This window comes from Kribbella sp. NPDC006257 (assembly GCF_040613535.1).
Classification (GTDB): Bacteria; Actinomycetota; Actinomycetes; order Propionibacteriales; family Kribbellaceae; genus Kribbella.
On the sequence record NZ_JBEXSJ010000011.1, the window covers coordinates 60,423 to 78,125 of the forward strand.

General features: G+C 67.1%; 10 protein-coding genes. 2 read left to right on the forward strand and 8 right to left on the reverse strand.

From position 1 onward, the window contains the following. Positions 1–261 precede the first annotated feature (261 nt). The 5 genes from ABZ004_RS15695 to ABZ004_RS15715 form a co-directional block, all read right to left on the reverse strand. A complete protein-coding gene (locus tag ABZ004_RS15695; protein ID WP_355680543.1) occupies positions 262–6,366 on the reverse strand; it encodes a DNRLRE domain-containing protein in 6,105 nt (2,034 codons plus the stop codon). Between the two features lie 102 nt (positions 6,367–6,468). Further along, on the reverse strand, positions 6,469–8,223 hold the full coding sequence (locus ABZ004_RS15700; RefSeq protein ID WP_355680544.1) for a sialate O-acetylesterase: 1,755 nt from the start codon (positions 8,221–8,223) through the stop codon (positions 6,469–6,471). Positions 8,224–8,238: 15 nt separating this feature from the next. Beyond that, a complete protein-coding gene (locus ABZ004_RS15705) occupies positions 8,239–8,547 on the reverse strand; it encodes a hypothetical protein (RefSeq protein WP_355680545.1) in 309 nt (102 codons plus the stop codon). Between the two features lie 46 nt (positions 8,548–8,593). Next, complete coding sequence (locus tag ABZ004_RS15710; RefSeq protein WP_355680546.1) at positions 8,594–9,673, reverse strand: LuxR C-terminal-related transcriptional regulator; 1,080 nt, start codon at positions 9,671–9,673, stop codon at positions 8,594–8,596. A 40-nt stretch (positions 9,674–9,713) separates the two neighbouring features. Further along, the gene (locus ABZ004_RS15715) at positions 9,714–11,594 is read right to left on the reverse strand and encodes a hypothetical protein (protein WP_355680547.1); all 1,881 of its coding nucleotides are present in this window, start codon (positions 11,592–11,594) and stop codon (positions 9,714–9,716) included. 96 nt (positions 11,595–11,690) lie between these two features. Here ABZ004_RS15715 and ABZ004_RS15720 point away from each other — a divergent pair, with 96 nt between their 5' ends. Next, positions 11,691–12,170, forward strand: a complete 480-nt coding sequence (locus ABZ004_RS15720; protein ID WP_355680548.1) for a pyridoxamine 5'-phosphate oxidase family protein — start codon at positions 11,691–11,693, stop codon at positions 12,168–12,170. On the opposite strand, the gene ABZ004_RS15725 is transcribed toward ABZ004_RS15720, so the two are convergent. From ABZ004_RS15725 to ABZ004_RS15735, 3 genes are all read right to left on the reverse strand, one after another. Beyond that, positions 12,167–14,146: a protein meaA gene (locus tag ABZ004_RS15725; RefSeq protein WP_355680549.1), complete on the reverse strand. Its 1,980-nt coding sequence runs from the start codon at positions 14,144–14,146 to the stop codon at positions 12,167–12,169. The genes ABZ004_RS15720 and ABZ004_RS15725 overlap by 4 nt on opposite strands. Positions 14,147–14,231: 85 nt before the next feature. Further along, the gene (locus ABZ004_RS15730; protein ID WP_355680550.1) at positions 14,232–16,778 is read right to left on the reverse strand and encodes a hypothetical protein; all 2,547 of its coding nucleotides are present in this window, start codon (positions 16,776–16,778) and stop codon (positions 14,232–14,234) included. A gap of 93 nt (positions 16,779–16,871) precedes the next feature. Then, a complete protein-coding gene (locus tag ABZ004_RS15735; protein ID WP_355680551.1) occupies positions 16,872–17,204 on the reverse strand; it encodes an STAS domain-containing protein in 333 nt (110 codons plus the stop codon). A 114-nt stretch (positions 17,205–17,318) separates the two neighbouring features. On the opposite strand from ABZ004_RS15735, the gene ABZ004_RS15740 reads away from it, so the two are divergent. Continuing rightward, on the forward strand, positions 17,319–17,657 hold the full coding sequence (locus ABZ004_RS15740; protein WP_355680552.1) for a hypothetical protein: 339 nt from the start codon (positions 17,319–17,321) through the stop codon (positions 17,655–17,657). Positions 17,658–17,703 lie beyond the last annotated feature (46 nt).

The following is a 17,703-nucleotide window of genomic DNA, read 5'->3' on the forward strand; positions in this document are numbered from 1 at the left end:
ACTAGCCCGCGCAGGAAGAACAGCAGCGCCTTCGGCGCGCGAGCCGGTGGGGGCGCTGGCCGCCGCGATTGCGTCCGGGGCGTTGGTTGGGGTGGGGGAGGCGGTTGCTGGTCCGAGTGTGGTGAGGGGGGTGGCCAGGAGGGCGAGGGTGGTGGCTGCAGCTCGCCAGTGGGGGGTTCGGGCAGGGGACATGCGTGGGGCCTTTCTTGTGAAGAAACCCGGGCGGCCCGGTGACGGGCCGCCCGGGAGTGGGTCAGCGGATCAGTACATTCCCCAGTGCGGGAAGGGATACTTCGGTCTCCACTGCCGCACCTTCTGCCAGACGTAGAGCTTGACCACGCCGAACGCACACCCTTGTGCGCCCCAGCGCCCGACCTTGTACGGGAGCCGGCGGAACTTGGCCCAGAAGGACTTCCGCAGCATCGACAGCCCGGCGCCCTTCGCACACGCCCGCACGTACTTGTTCTTGACGACCTTCCGCCAGACCCACCGCACGTACTTGTTCTTCTTGATCCTCTTCTTCAGCGCCTTCAACTTCTTCGCGGCAGCCTTGAGCAAGCACTTCTTGCTCCAGCACGGCCACTTGCCGTCGAGGTCGACCTTGTCGACCGGGTCGGCGCAGGTGTACTCGTACGCGTTGCACCCAGCACCTGGCACCGGGTCGACCTGCAGGAAGCGTCCAGTGGTGGGGTTGTAGAGCCGGACCCCCATCAGCACGATCCCCGACGGCGCATCCGCGGCGCGCTGTTGCGTGCCGAGCCAGCCATAGCGCTGCTTCCCGACAGCCTCGGAGTCACCGAGCTGCCCGTACTCATCACTCTGACTGGTACTGGACAACCCCTCCTCACCACTGTGGATCGTCGCCACGACATCACCCGACAGATCGGCGACCTGCCAGTCCGGTACGCCGCTGTCGCTGTCGACGATCGCGGTCATGCCGGCCAGTCCGGCGACGACCCGGGTGAACCGGCCGGTGCCTTCCTGGGTCCAAGCCGGTGAGTCCCCGTCCTCGTCGTAGTGATTGACGTTCGTCACCAGCTCACCGGTCGAGTTGTCGGTCCATGACCGCACCCGCTCACCGGCGACGTCGATGGCGTAGTCCGTCGTACGACCGCCCTGGGTGATCGTGTCGACCAGGTCGTCCGCGTGGTAGGTGGCCGTCAGGTTCCCGGCCGCGGGTGCACCGGTGTCGACGGCCGGCAGCGTCGTGGTCCGGCCGAGAGCGTCGTACACGTAGCCAGCGGTGTTCACCCGGTTCGCTGTGTCGTAGGTCCACGTCCGTGAGGCCGACGGAGTGGTCGTCTGGCAACTGCCGTCGGCAGCCGGACCGTAGTCGGTGCTGCTTGTCCGGTCCGAGGCAGGGCTGAACCCGTAGGCCCTGGTCACACACTTCTCACCGATGGTCTCCTCCACCGACGTGATCCGGCCGGCCGCGTCCTGGTGGTAGAGCTGGCTGGACAGGGTGGAGACCCTGCGAGCCGTCTGGCCCTGTGCCGACTCGGTAAGCGACTCACTGAACAACGTGCAGTCGCCGGAGGAACAACCGGACTTGCTGTAGGAGATCCCGGCCTTCTCTCCGCTCTCGTCGTACCGGGTGTCGACCTTGACCCCGTTCGGCCAGGTCTCGCTGGTGAGTTGGCCGTCGGCGTTGTAGCTCCCGGTGTAGATGCCGGTCTGGCTGTCGTTCACCGAAGTGACCAGACCGCGGTAGTCGTAGCCGTACGTGCGGCTCGCCTTGCCGTCCGAGCTCGTTGCCGGTCGGCCAAGCAGGTCGTACGTCGTGATGGACACGTTGCCGTCGGCATCTTGATAGGAGGTGATCCGGCCGAGCGTGTCGTAGGTGCGGATGATCTCGGCCGTGACAGCGCCCGCGGTCACCGACTGGGACCGCAGCAGGTTGCCGTTGAGCGGGTCGTAGACGGTGCGCTGGATCGGCACCGGCGTACCGAGATCCGCTGCCGCCACGACACCGATCTCCAGGGTCCGGCCGGCCGCGTCGTACTTCGTAGTACTGGTTCGCAGCGTGCCGGCACTGGTCTTCTCGACTTCTGTCCGCACCTGGTTGAACATGTCGTACGTCAGCACCTTGACCGGCAGCTCAGGCCCGGTGGCTGCTTGACCACCTGGCTGGATGCGGCAGGACAGGTTGGCCCACTCCGGCCGCAGATCGCATTCGCTGTACCCCGAGCCAGCTGTAGCCCGGTAGTAGATCGTCTTCTGCGTGGCTGGGGTGTTGGTGGTCGTTCCGCCTGCCACCTGGGTGGTGGAGGTTTCGAGACCGGTGACCGGATCCAGAGCGGTACGGACGGTCTGGCCGAGACCACCTGGGTCTGTGGTCACCACGGTGGGCATCCGCAGAGTCCAGTTGTAGCCGGTGGTCGTCACCCGGCGATCTGCCTCAACTGCAGTGCCGCCTGCACCCCAGAGCCGGACCTGCGACTCAACGGTGGTGACCAGGTTGAAGGGGCCGCCAGAGGTTGGCGCACCCTGGTCGTAGGTGTTGCGTGTGAGCTGCCGACCTCTGACTGTGCTGCCCGTGCTCAGACGGACCTCAGTCTCAGGCTCCAACGTGGTCTCGAGCCTTTCGCCGTCCGGCGAGTAGGTGTTCACCGTGGAGTAGGTCTGCGCCAGGGTCTGTTCCGCAGCGTCGTTGTCCGACGACGACTGGTTCAGTGCCCGATTGCGGTTCTCCGCGGTCAGCGTGCGGACAGCATTGCCGAATCCGTCGTACCAGTTGGTTGAGATGCTGCCGCCAGGCTCTGCCTTGTTGACTGCCGAACCGTTGGCGTCCATGTAGGTGACGGACGCCCGCTCCCAGTTCGTCGGCAGCGAACCTGTTGCCGGGTTGCCGCCCGGCACCTGGTCAGGTGGGAAGACTGCTGCAGCATCAGTGGGTGCTTCCGGTTGTCCCCAGCGCTTGGTCTGCCCGGGAGACAGGTCGTTCGGTGCACCTGATCCGGACAGCGGAACCTTGTAAACAACGCTCTCTACGGCGGTTCCGGCGGTCAGTGCAGAGCGGGACACCTTGTTCAGCCGGCCGATGGCAGGGTCGTTCGGCAGCGTCGTGTAGGTGAACTGCCAGGGCTCCTGCCCAGCCGGTTTGATTGTCGAGAGAACACCATCGGCCTGGTAGGTGTAGGCGTCACCGACATGAGTGGTGCCGGAGTCGAGCCGCGGGTCCCAGGTTGAACGCAGCCGGCCCGTGCTGTCGTAGCTGTACCTCGCGACCGCCACTGTTTGAAGAGCAGGCGTGGCAAGGTCCGGATCCCAAGCAGTGAAGGAAATCTCCTTCACCCGACCGAGGTAGTCGCCCTCGGTCGTACCGGTCGCTGTGGTCGTGGTGGCGTAGGTGAAGTTCAGTGCCCGGCAGCCGCGAGCCATCGTCGCGCAGCTGACACCGTCCGGCACCGGGGCGAGCATGCGGACCGGCCGCACGACCTCCGCGCCACCGATCGTCACCTTCTCCCAGTTGAACGTGGTGGTCTGGTTGCTGCCCGGCAGCGTCGTCGCCGTCGGGTAGTAGTGACCCGCTGCCGTCCCCGTGACCCGGCCGAACGTCACTATCGAGCCCTGGTCGTCAGTGAGTTTGTAGGAGTCGGTCGCATTCGCATAGCTGAGCTTCAGCGTCTCCTGCCCCACCTCGGGATCGAAGTTGACACCATCGCGAGCAGTGAACCCGACTGTGTCGCCCTCGGGTGTCCCGACCTGAACCAATGTTCCGAAGACGTCGAGCGACGTGTACGGCGTATCGGCCTCGTCCACCACGGCGCCGGAGATCCACCCCGGACCGAACATCCCCGAAGCGTCCGCCTTGGCCGATTGCCGGCTGTTGTAGGTCCGGCTGACCGTCAGGTCGCTGCCGTAGGAGTCGACCGACACGTCGGTATCGGACAAGGTGACATTGCCGGTCAGCAAGTTGACCTCGCCAGGACCGATCTCGTCGGTGGCCGCGGTCGCGAGGTTGCGGTCGAAGGTGAGCTTCACCGCGCCGGACGACGCCGCCGTACCGCCGGTGAAGTTGCCCCGGATCTGGACCGGCCCGTCGCGCGGCACCGACTGGGCGTCGACCGCGGCCAGGGTGGCTTCGAGATTCCAGTTCAGCTTCGGGAACTGCCCGTTGCCACTGGTCGGCAGCGGCCACGTCACGGCACCACCGCCGGCGGCGACCTGGACGTGAGCAGCCGGGATCGTCACCCACGCGTCCGTGTCACCGCGACGCCACTGATAGGTGACACCGGTCGCCGTACTACGAGCCGCGCCGACGATCGACGTCTTGGCCGCACTGACATCACCGTTCTTCGGCGCGATCACCGCGCCCCCACCGACAGCGAACTCGTACGCCGTCATCGGCGACCGGTTGCCGGCGCGATCCCGGGTCCGGACCCACAACGTGTGCGGACCGTCCGCGGTCGGCGTGATGCTGATGCTGGTCGTGGCTCCCGGAGTGGCGGCGTTGACCACCTGGTCCGGCGGGTTGGTGTCCACGCCGTACTCGTAAGCCACGACATCACCGACACCTGAGGCGCCGAAGGTGAAGGTGCCGGCCGTGCCTGCTCCACCCGACCACTGCCCGACCGGGTACGTGGTGGAGGAGACGGTCGGTGCAGTTGCAGGACTAGCGGTGTCGACAGTGAATTCGCACCACGTCGACCAGGCGCCAGGCGTCGTACCGTCTGTGCCGCGCACTCGCCAGGCGTAGCTACCGCCCTCGCTGAGAGGGCCGACAGTCGTTCCCATCCAGGCACCGGATGCGCCGGGCCCTTCAGTGACCGCGGTGGTGGCTCCACCGATCGGCTGCCATTCGAAGTTGCCGTAGACAGCTGCGCCCAGACCATCACTGATCTGCGCTCGCAACTGGGGTGTCAGGCTGGAGATGTACGGACGCGCTGAACCAGTGCCGCAGGTCGTCGCAGGCGCGGTCGTCTGCGCGTTCACCGCGGTCTTGGTCTGGTAGGTGATCGTCACCGATGGCGGGTTGGCCGCTGCCTCGCGGGAGGCGAACCGCTTCCAGCCGGCGCTGTTGGTCTCACTCGCCGCCTTGATCCCGATATTCGTCTTCGCCGAGTGGTTGGTGGACGTGTACTGGAACGCGGCGGTCACCGGGATGGTCACCCAGCCGGCACCACAAGAACTCGAGAAACCCTTTGTCTGGGTCGAGGTGCCGACCTTCTCCAGTTCGGCCGGCTGCGCGGTCCATCGGGCAGCGTTCGTGACATCCGCAGTACGCCAGGCTTCCCAGCCTGCCGCGGCGCAGGAGTACGAGTGGGTCTCCCAGAGATTCAGGGTGGCGGCCTGGATCTGCTTGTCCCACAGCCATTCCTGGTTGTCGAAGCGCAGGTACGACTTGGCCCGGGTGGTGCCGCCGTCGTAGCTGCCGAGCTTCAACTCGGTCGCCGCGGACTGATCGCTGGTGTAGGTGTTCTGCACGAACGCGTCGAAGTTCGCGCCGGCACTCTGCGACGGGTCGATCGTCACCGGATAGACCGTCTTCGGGTCGTTCAGGAAGCCGGCGTCCGGCGTCAGAACCAGGGCGTTCTTGGCCAGTCCGAGCCCGACCGCGGCCCGGCGCGGATGCTCACCGGATGCCGTGACGACCGTCGAGTCCCACATCAACGGCGCCGGTACGTCGCGACTCGACGCACCCTTGGTGGAGCGGACCGACAGGCCGCCCTTGCCGTCCGGCTTGGCGGTCATCCCGTCGGCCTTCCACGGCATCCGGAGCTGCTTGACCTGTGCGGCCGCTGCTTTGTTCTTCACCAGCAGGTGCTGCTGGTAGCCGGTCCGGGTCGCCTCGACGACGAGGTCCACACCGGGCTTCACTTCGCGATAGGCGGCAACGTTGCCATCCAGCTCGGGCGCCGGCAGCGAACCGGACCAGCCAAGGCTGGAGCGCGCGCCGGTGGTCCCGAGCGCGACCAGCTCATGGTCTGCCTTACTGGTGGTGGCGCCGGCAAGCTTCAGCCCGTAGGGGTGGGCCGCCGGTTCGACCGAGCCGTCGGGCTGGCGGACCAGCGTCAGGTCGACGTCGATCCACTCGCCTTCTTCGTCGTGCATCCGGACCGGACCGGCGGCGACGGTCGCCTCGATCGCGCCCGAGGGCAGCGCGCGATACTCGGTGGTCTCGGTGGTGCGGCCGGTGATCAGCACCGGCTTGCCCGTAGTACGGGCAGTGATGACGGCTGCTGACTCGTCGGGACGTTCCAGCGGAACGTCGGCTGCGATCTGTTCGGGCTGAATGGCTTCGGATTCTTCGGGAACCTGCAAGACGGCGGCGACCAGCGCCAGACCGACGGTGACGCCGATCCAGCGAGCCGATCGGCGGCCTGGATAAGGGCGGAGAAATCGGGACCTTCGAGCACGGTGCATGGGCGGATGACCTCCTGAGGCGGACTGCTCTGCTCAAAGGGTGCGGCCCGCACCACTGCTCCAGACAGGTCACTAATGGACAAGTTCCAGTACTGGCCAGAGTCAGGAAATCGCTAGACTGAAGGCCAGCAATCCGGTACCCGTCGCATTGGTGATCGACGGACCCGCCTTCAGATGCCCTTGGTAGACGAGTGCGGTCGCACCGGTCGGCGTACCGGACAAGGTGAGCTTGAGCGATCCGTCGCTTTGGTAGGCGACCGAGCTGACGGTTACCGAGGAGCCGACCAGCCGGAAGTCGGCACCAACGCCGGGATTCACTGTCAGCGGGTCAGTCGACCGGAGCTTCACCGTGAGGGTGGAGCCGCTCTTGGTGACACCGGACGGGTTCGGCGGAGCCACGCCGGCCGACGGACCGCCGTACAGGTCTCTTGCCAGTACTGCGAACGTCTGGTCGCCCATCTCGCGATAGCCATCCACGTAGGCGTAGTGGCAACCGTCGTGGCCGGACAGACTGGTTGTCGACAGCAAGGTGACGCCTTGAGTGTCGCCGAGCTTGCGCTGCGCTTCGCGGAGGTTCACGTTGGTGGTGTTGTTACAGGGCGACGTACGGACCTGGTAGACGAAGTACTTTGCCGTAGTCATCTCTGTTCGCCAGTCAGCGAGTAGTGAGGTGAAGCCTGCGATGTGGACTGCTGCGTTGTCGCTCTCCGCTTCGCCCTGGTACCAGAGCACGCCCTTGACTTTGCTGAGCACTCCTGACGCCTGCAGACGGCTGCGCAGGCGACCGTAGTTCGTGCTGAGGTCGTTGGGGGTGGTGTCGTTGCGTTGGAAGAAGCTGATCGGTTGACCGCCGTGGGAGCCGTTGAACAGCGCCACCGGGACTCCGTAGGTGTCCACGATCCGGCGGGCCATCCGGATCGCCCACTGACCGGCCGAGCCGGATTGCTGGGTCACGTCCCCGGTCGCGTAGTGCCAGACCCTGTCGGCACCGGAGATGGACGAGTCGGCGTTGGAACTGCCGAAACTCCTGAGATAAGGCGATTCCTCGACATTCGCGTTGCCGGTCCGCTTCGCTGCTTCCGCATTGGATTGCCCCTGTACGACGTACGCGTCGCCGGAGACGATGCCCGTGCGTCGGGCCACCACCCGGTCGATGCCGGGTCCGGTCGCTCTGAGTTCGAAGGTGTAGTCCCATAAGCCGGCCGCGATCCGTGGTGTGAACCGGAACGGCTCGGATGCCTGAGCGGTGAAGGTCTGCGTCTCGCCGTTGCCGATGACGCGCAGCTCCACCTGGTCGATCCCGGCCGCGGTGACTTCACCGGCTACCACGGGATTCGCACCGTTTGCACTGTCTCGTGGGATCAGCTTGAGGTCCTGGGGCATCTCGGTGAGCTTCACCAGGGAAGGGCGGGCGTAGACGGTCAGCTTGCGTTGCGTGTAGGTCGCGGCGTTGTCGGTGAGGGTCCAGTCCGGTGCGCCGATGGTGTTGGTGCCGATGCCGAGCCCGAGGACGTCGGTGGCCGACTCGGTGAACCTGTTGATCGAGAGAACAGGTTTCGCGGGGACGGTCGATGGTTTGGTCGCGCCGATCTGGTGGATCTGGAAGGTGCCGTGGCCGAGGATCGTGGTGGGGCTGTCGTCGGCGTCGTAGGTGCTCGCGGAGGCATTGGGGACCTGGGCGCTCGCCGATCCGCTGTATTGGTTCGGCCACATCTCGAGGTAGCCGGTCTGACCGGTTCCGGTCGTCACACCGGGGACGTTGGAGTTCACCTCAAGGTCGCCGATCTGTTGCCGGAAGATCTGGCCGGTGAAGGTCTGCAGGCCGAGCCGCTTGGCGTCCGCGGTGAACGGCGCCATCGCCGCCCACACCCCCTACACTCCCTTGGGGCCGTTCAGTTCCAGGCAATACCCGACGCGATCGAAGGCGCCGATCGTCGCGGTGTTGTTCACGCTGTACGGCGGAGTCTTGTTAAGCCAGTTCGCCGACACCGGCAGATTGATCTGCAAAACCGGGGTGAACCCCACGGCCCCCGCATCACACCCCGCCGCCGCGATGACAGCCGGAGTGGGGTCTGCGGCGGACGCCGCCGCTGCGGGGGTGAGAGCTGTCGCAGAGGTGGTGGTTCCGAGGAGGGTTATGAAGGCGAGGGGGATGGTGTGGGCAGGGTGGAACCGGGGCATGGCGGAACCTCCGGGGCTTCGGGGCGGAAGAAGGGTTTGCTGGAGTTCAGCTGAGGAGGCCGAGGCGTTGGGCTGCGGCGCCGGCGGCGAAGCGGGTGGGGGCGTCGACGAACTCCATCACGGTGGCGATGTGCCGGCGTACGGTCCGGACGCTGATACTCAGGTGCCGGGCGATCGCCTCGTCCTTGAGACCGTGCACCAGTAACGTCAGCACCTCGCGCTCGGTCGCGCCGAGGCTCTTCATCGCCCGGCGGGTCCGCGAGACCTCGATCGAACCCGGCAGCACGACCGGAGTCGCGCTCGCCCAGAGCTGGTCGTAGTACTGCGTGAGTGCGGCAATCAGCACCGATGACCGGACGAGCAGCGCACCGCTGTCGCCTGCCGGCACCAGACCGATCACGGCGAAGTGGTCGTCCACGATGATCATCCTGGCCGGCAAGACATGCGCAGTACGGACGTCGACGCCTGCCTCGATCGCCGCGCGGACAGCTGCTTTGCCGCGCGGATCGGCGAGGAATTCCGGCGTACAGAGTTCGCGGAACTTCATCGAGTCGCATTGGCTGTTCAGCGGTGACGGCAGGATCGGCGCTGTCTGGGTGGGGTCGTGGGCGGCGATCGACCGGTAGGTGCATTGCGTGGTGTGGATCGACGTGGTCCAGCGTTCGGCGATCTCGTCGCGGTCGGTCAGCAGTTGGGTGAGCACCGACGGGACCTCGCCGGGGCGCTTGTCGTGCAACTGGCGTTGATGGAGTTCCGCAGCCGCGACGTACCCCTGCAGCAGCCTGTCCTGCTGCCTGCCGAGCTCTCGCTGCACCTGGGTCAGCAGGCCGGTGGTCGCGATCAGCGGATCGACCGGGCGCAGCGTGACTGAACCGTGCGAGCGATGCAGATAGGCGAGCTGCCTGGTGACCAGTTCGTCGTCGATGGCGTCTTGCACCGGGCGCTGGCCGAGCCCGAGGAGTTCGAAATATGAGTCGGCGACCGGCTCCGGGAGCAGGTCGCGGAACAGTCTCTCGTGTTCGGACAGCTCTGAAGATGGGTGGATCTGGCCCAGACCGATGTTGGCAACCACAGTGCCCCCAGCGCACTCAGCCACCGAGCCGGTGGCATCCAGTCCCGAGGCCAAGAAACTACCATTGGAGATCGATTTCAGTGAATAACTTTCATCACGAGAGTCCGAACCGTAGGGCATAGACGAGGGCCCAGTCCTGGTCGTTGGCCAGGGGGTCGGCGAGGTGGGCCGGGCGGCTGTTGACCGCGCTCGGGTAGACGAAGGCGCACGTCGCCGAGCCGTCCGGGGCGAAGTTCACCAGGTTGGCCCGCAGGATCGCGTGTCCCAGCTCTGACAGATCCTCAAAAGGCCAGGAGAGATAGACGGCGGCGCTAAGCACCGACCAGTAGTGCGGAAAGACGTCGCCCCACAACCGCAGCAGCCCGAACCAGTAGCCGTCCCAGTGCCGGATGGCAATATGCCGAAGCCGTACGTCGGGCTGATCCGCGGCGAACGCTGTCAACCAAGGCAGGCGCCTGGCCAGTTCAGACGAATCCACGAAGCCGGTCTGATGAGCCGCGAGCAACAACTCCAGCAGCGGCGCGACCATCGACTGCTCGTAGTTCACCTCGTGCGCCGGCAGTTCGTCGCCGTACTCGACGAACGTCCGCGCATGCCGCTCCAGATGCTCGAGCATCCGCGGCGAGTGCTCGGACAAGGTCAGCAGCAGCGGCCCGAGATCGAACGCCAGAAAGTGGTCGCCGCCGAGTTCGTAGTACCGGTCGAGGATCTGTATTGCGCGCTCGGGCGAACCCTGGCCGAGGAAGAAGCGTGCGAACCACGGGAAGTTGTAGAGCCGCGTCCGCGTCAAGCGCAGACTGTCGTCGGCGACCGTGCCGTCGGCGTCCACCAAGAACTCGTCGACGAACTGCTGATAGCCAGCAAGCGCCTCGTCGAGCTCCGCCCGATCACCCCAGCCCCGATCGCGTGCCTCCTGCAGCAGCAAGGCGGTGCCGATCCGTTCGCGCCCGTCCGACCAGTCGTGCCAAGCGCCCGACAACACCGTCAGCCCGGTCTCGTTGTCGTAGGGCACGAAGGAGAATCGCCTGCTGTCGCCGCGCTCGACCGGCCGCTGCCGATCGAGCACGAACCGCACCCGCGCCTCGACCAATTCGCGCAACGGCTGATGGAACAGCACCTGGATCCGCGACCGCACCTTGCCGTCAGTGGCTTCCACGTACTGCGTACCAGCTTCGTCAGCCGTCACCGTCGTCGGTCCGCTCACCCCGTCGGCCAATCGGACCACCAAGCTCTCCCCCACCTCGGCAACCAAACTAGGTGCCTCCAGCAACGGTTGCCGCGTGGCGTGGAAGTCGGCAAGGCTGTCGTGCCAGGCGAGCTGCCAGGTCCAGCGATAGGACTCACCAGGCTCCACCGTCAGCAAAGGCTGTCCACCCATCGCCCCCGGAGCCCGGGCGTGATCGGTCACCTGCAGATAGAGATGCCCACGGGCGTTGCTGCTGGAAGTCGCCTCCCGCGACTCGACCGAGTACGCCCACAACTCCCCCTCGGTGAGCTGCAACCCGAGGCCCGGACCACTGCCGTCCATCGGCACCGCCCACACCCAGGAATCCGCGCCACCGGTCCACACGTGTGCATGCACAGCCTCGGCAAGACTCTCGCGACTGGAGCTGTAGAGATCACGCCACGGCGTACTGATGCCGATCGACCCGACCGCCACAGCTTCATCAGACACATTCCGTACTTCGTAAGTCTCGGTCCACCGTTCGCCGAACCGCCGGCCGACTCGCAATTCCAGCGGCCCCAACTGGTACAGCAGATCGATCCCCGACGATCGCCACCGCTGACTCACCGGCGCATCCCACCGATGACTCCCGCGATCCGTGATCACGAACCCCTTGCCCCAGTACCGCGTGGAGTCGTGCGCCCCGCCGTCCTCGAGCAACACCGAACGACTCCGGACCGGATGCACCACCGCCCGGACGGCCCCGTCGTCCCCCACCTCGACCTGCCCGGCCCCGAATCCGAAGATCATCCGCCCATCCAAACTTTTTTACCCATGGATGTCGAGAACGCCGGCCCGGCGTCGCTCACCTGGTGAAAGCACCTCACACCGACGAAAGGCACGACCGTGAACCAGCACGACATCGCCGAGATCCTGGCCAAGCCGTACTCGCAGGAGCTGCTGAACGGGAAGATCCCGTCCCGATTCGCCTACCTCGGGCTCGACGGTGACCCGCGGGTCATCCCGATGGGCTTCCACTTCGACGGCACGAACCTGCAGTTCTTCACCGTGCCGAAGGCGGCCAAGGTGAAGGCGCTGCAGCAGAACCCGCGGGTCTCGATCACCATCGACACCGACGGCTACCCGCCGAAGGTGCTGCTGCTCCGCGGCTCGGTCAGCGTCGAGATCGTCGACGGCGTACCGGACGAATACCTTGCCAGCGGCAAGAATGTCCCCGCCGAGGCCTTCGAGGGCTGGAAGGCCGGCGTGCTCGCCCTCTACGACTCGATGGCCGTGATCACCTTCACCCCGGACTGGGCGAAGCTCCTCGACTTCGAAACCACCATCCCGAAGGCCGTGCAGGACCTCATCGATTCGAAGAGCTAGAGGTGATTCGCCTTGCGGATGACGTCGACGACGTTGGACATCATGCCGGTGAGGTCGTAGTCCTTCGGGGTGTAGACGGCGGCGACGCCCGAGCCGAGCAGGGTTCGGGCGTCCGCGTCGGGGACGATGCCGCCGACGACGACCGGGACGTCCTCCAGACCGGCCTTCCGCAGCCCGTCGACCACCTGCGGGACAAGCTCCATGTGCGAGCCGGACAGGATGGACAGGCCGACGCAGTGCACGTCCTCGGCGACCGCGGCGGCGACGATCTGCTCGGGCGTCAACCGGATCCCCTGGTAGATCACCTCGAAGCCGACATCACGAGCCCGTACGGCGACTTGCTCGGCCCCGTTCGAATGCCCGTCGAGTCCAGGCTTGCCGACCAGCAGCCGCAACCGGCCGCCGAGCTCCTCCGACGTCGAGGCCACCTTCGCCCGGACCGCGGCGATCGCCTCGCCACCGCCCGACGTACCGACCGAGCCGGAAACCCCTGTGGGTGCCCGGTATTCGCCGAACACCTCCCGCAGTACGCCGGCCCACTCCCCCGTCGTCGCACCCGCGCGAACGCAGCGCAGCGTCGCCGGCATCAGGTTCTCGGTGCCCTTCGCAGCCTCGCGCAGCGAACCCAGGGCGTCCTCGACCGCCTGGTTGTCCCGCTGAGCACGCCACTCGACCAACGACGCCAGCGCGGCGCTCTCGGCCGCCGGGTCGACCGTCTGGATCGCCGTGTCGAGGTTCTCGATCAGCGGCGACGGTTCGGTGTTCTCGAACTTGTTCACCCCGACCACGATCTGCTCGCCCGACTCGATCCGCTGCCGCCGCTCGGCGTGTGACGCCACCAGCGCCTGCTTGAGATAACCGCTCTCCACCGCGACGACCGCACCGCCCATCGCCTGCACGCGATCGATCTCTTCCTGCGCGCCCGCGACCAACTCGTCGACCTTTGCCTCGATCACATGCGACCCGTCGAAGATGTCCTCGTACTCCAGCAGGTCCGACTCATACGCCAGCACCTGCTGCATCCGAAGCGACCACTGCTGGTCCCACGGCCGCGGCAACCCGAGCGCCTCGTTCCACGCCGGCAACTGCACAGCCCGCGCCCGAGCGTTCTTGGACAACGTCACACCAAGCATCTCCAGCACGATCCGCTGAACGTTGTTCTCCGGCTGCGCCTCGGTGAGCCCGAGCGAATTCACTTGTACGCCGTAACGCAGGCGGCGCGCCTTCGCGTCCGTCACGCCGTACCGGTTGAGGCAGACGTCGTCCCAGAGCCGGACGAACGCGCGCATCTTGCAGGTCTCCTCGATGAACCGGACCCCCGCGTTCACGAAGAACGAGATCCGCTGCACCACGTCGCCGAACCGGTCGGCCGACACCTGGCCGCCGTCACGAACCCGGTCCAGTACGGCGATCGCCGTCGACAACGCGAAGGCCAGCTCCTGCACCGGCGTCGCACCGGCCTCCTGCAGGTGGTAGCTGCAGATGTTGATCGGGTTCCACTTCGGGACGTTCGAGACCGTGTACGCGATCAGGTCGGTCGACAGCCGCAGCGAGGCGTCCGGCGGGAACGCATACGTTCCGCGCGACAGGTACTCCTTGACGATGTCGTTCTGGGTCGTCCCGGTGAGCTCGTCCGGCAGCGCGCCCTGCTCCTGCGCGGCGACCTGGTAGAGCGCGAGCAGCCACATCGCGGTGGCGTTGATCGTCATCGACGTGTTCATCTGCGCGAGCGGGATCTGGTCGAACAGCGCGCGCACGTCACCGAGATGCGCGATCGGTACGCCGACCTTGCCGACCTCACCCTTGGCGAGCGGATGGTCGGCGTCGTACCCGGTCTGGGTGGGCAGGTCGAAGGCGACCGAGAGCCCCGTCTGTCCCTTGGCCAGGTTGCGCCGGAACAGCGCGTTCGACTCCGCCGCCGAGGAATGGCCGGCGTACGTCCGCATCACCCACGGGCGGTCCTTCTCGGCTGTCATGTACCCGAGAGTAGGACTGTGTGCCCTTGTGAGTCCGCAGCTCGTGACTCGTGTCACCAGCGGCTTACATCACAGGCCCCGGCAACTACCGCAGCAGGGAAACCGCGTCGACGTTGGACGGCAGGCTCGACACCGAGGTCACCACCACTGTCCCGGTCAGCCAGGGAGTCACCGGCAGGTAGACGACCTTGCGGGACCAGGTGCTCGCGGCCAGCGACACCCGGCCGATCTTGCGCCCGGCGAACGTCACCTCCACGGTCCCCTGGCTCGGCCCCGCCAGGATGGTGACCGCGATCCGGTTCCCCGCCTCGCCGGCCTTGCTGAGCGAGGCACCGGACGCGCCGAGCCGGGACAACGTGGTCCGGTAGGCACTGGCATACGTCGTACGGCTGACCGACCCCTTGGACGTGAAGGCGCGGTCGTCCTGCGGAAGCTCGGAACAGACCGGGGCGGACCACGCACTCACATTGCCCGCCCCGTCCCTGGCCCGGACCATCAGGCACGTGTCGGCCCCCAGTTGCGGTGTCGTGGTGACCGAGGTGCCCTTGATTTTCTGCCAGCCGGCCGGATACACCCACGCCCCGTACGTCTTGCCGGCCGGCGCCGAGCGATAGGCCACGTCGTACGACGCGACCCCGCGGTCGTCGGTGAAGGCATAGCTGAAGCGGATCGGCGTGGTCAGCACGATCCGGCCGCCGGCAATCGCCGCCGACGACAGCTTCGGCGCCGTGGAGTCGACTCTCGTCACGGGCGGTGGTGCCGCGAGCCAGTCCACGGCAGCGACCCGGACCTGGGACTCCGGGTCGGCATAGACGATCCGCGGGGCCTCGTCATCGAGTGCGAAGCTCGGGCCCGGCGGCGAGATCCGGCCCTGGAGCGGACCGACCACGCGTTCCGGATGGGCGGGCGAGTTCAGATCGGTGACCAGCAACTCCGGGATGTCGGTGCCGGCTGCGTTGGTGGTCACCCGCAACCGGGCGACGAAGCCGTCGCCCAAGGCGGGCCACAACGCGTCCGACTGGGCATTGTCGGGCAGCCGGTAGTCGGCGACGACTCCCAGCAGGTCGATGGCGTACAGCTGGTGCAGGTCGCAGGTCACCAGCGCCCACCGCCCGGCGACCTGGAACGTGCCGGCCGGACAGGGCACCGCGGTCGGCACGGTCTTGGAGGTCCCGGTCGACAGATCAGTGCCGGTAAGGGCATGGGTCACCGGGTCGGGGCCCTGCCAGACCCAGGTCCCGTCCATCGCCAGCACGCGAGCCGTCGGCCGGGTGGCAAGCACCGCACCGGTCCGCGGATTCTGGATCGAGGCGGTGCTCTGGTCGTCGAAAGATATATACGACAGCAGCTTGCCACCGCGCCCCAGCTCGGCGGAGCCGTTGTTCGGCAGGGCACGCTGCCCACCCGGCCAGCTCACGACGAGGCCGCCCCGGCTGAGCACCGTGCCACCACCGAGCTGCAACAGTTCGCGACCGGCCGCCGATGGGCCGCGGAACTGGGTCCAGTTGGTCGCGGTCAGCGTCGTCTCGCGCGCCGACCCGTCGTCGAAGCCCTTCAGCACCCGGCCGCCCGAGACGACCAGGTCGCGGGCGCCGAGCACCGGCGCCGCGATGTCGGCCAGCTTCGTCCGGGTGAGGTCGGGCTTCAGCGCGAGCACGGCGTCGGTGCGGATCAGCAGCAACCGGCCGTCGGAGAGCGCCCGGGCGGCGGCGACGTCGTCGATGACCGGCGCCTCGAATTTCCCGGTGGCCAGCGGGACCGGCACGATCTCGCGGCGCAGGGAGCTCCCGCCGGCCGGTATCCGCAGGACGGCCACATCGTCACCGAAGGTGGTCAGGTCCTCGGAGTCCGGCACCGTCACGTCACCGCCGGGCGAACCGTCGCGGTTCTTCCAGGTCAGCTGGTGCCCCGAAGCGCTGGTGCCCGTCTCCCAGACGATCCGCCCCGGGGTCAGCGCGGCCCACGAGACGCCCAGCCCGGACTGCACGACCGGGGTGGCGACCGCGGTGCCGAGGTCGAGCGTGTGCAGGCGGTCGCTGCTCTGCAGCAGCAGGATGCTCCCGTCGGAGTCGGTGACCCGCAGCGAGTTGTCGGGCGAGACCAGGCCGGTGACGAGTTGGTCGGTGCCGTCGAACCGGAAGATCCGGAGCTCCGACGAGCCGCCGTCGTCGTGCCTGACGAGCACACCTTTCTCGTGCACGACCAGGATCGTGTCGGCGGCAGGCACCGTGAGCGAGCCCGGTGAGGAAGCGCCCGCCAGTCCGCTGAGCGCGATCCGGACCCCGGCGTCGGTCGTCGTCCGGGTGACCTTCGACCGCCCGGCCAGCTCGTCGCCCCGCCAGTACGGGTCGCTCGACGGCGTGCTGGACGCCACCGAGCCGTCCGCCGTACTACGGATCTGCCACGGCTGCGGCCTCGACTCGGACGGCAGGCCGGGGCGGAAGGTGAAGAACTCGTTCGACACCGACTCGAACTGGTACCCCTGCGGCGCCGGGTCCGGGTCGGAGGCGAGCAAGCGGCCTTCGACCGGGGCGAGCGCAGCGTCCGCCGGACCGGCGAGCCTGGTCACCACGACGGCACCCGACCCCAGCACGAGGGCACCGACGAGCGCGACGGCAGGACGAAACCTCACGAGAACCCCTCCCCAGCCTGACTACTGTGAGTCAGGAGTGGCGGGATCGTACTACAGAGAGTGTTGGCCTCGCGAATTCCGTGCCGCTCCCGGTCAGGCGGAGATCGGCAGTGGCGTGCGCTCGACGTGCAGGATCCGGTGCAGCCGGGTGACCGCGAGGATGCGGACGACCGAGGGCACCGGGTGCCGGAGGACGAGCTGGCGGCCGAGGAGCTGGGTTCTTCGATGAGTGGCCACCAGCAGGCCGAGGCCGGTGGCGTCCAGCGCGTCGAGCTCCTCCAGATCGACGATCACGTCGCCGTCGGAACTGTCGATCAGCTGGTTGATCTCCTCCCGGACGTCGCCCACCGAGCGGACGTCGAGCAAGCCTGAGAGGTGGACCACGTTCTCTTTGTACCGGGTCGCTTCGTGGGTCGGTGCCAGCATGTCCGTGCCCTCCGCTCTTCGGGCGGCCCCCCGAGGGCCGCTTTCCAGCGTGTAGTCGTAAAGACTCCCCGGAGACACGAAAGGTTGCCAAGGGTTCGAGATCTTGCTTTTCGCGTGACAATTGTGCCTATGTTCGCGGAGCACTACTTTCTGTTCCCGGTCGTGGCGATCGCGCTCGCCGGGGTGATGGTGCTGCTCACCCGGTGGGCCTTCTCCAAACCCAAGGGCGGCTCCCTGGTCCGCCGGATCGACTACTCGCCGGCCGACCGGGACACCTTCGGCCTGCTGGTCGACGTACGGACCGTCCGCAGCTACAACGAGGCCCGGGTGAAGGTCGCGATGCTGAAGGACCTCGGGATCAAGGCGACCGCGGCGCGGACCAAGGACGGCTGGTCGGTCTACGTCTGGCCCGCCGATGAGGCTGCTGCCAGGGGATTTCTCGACGCTCCCTGACCTTGCGTGTCATCCAGAGCTTGGCCCTGCGCGTCATCGTCGCGGA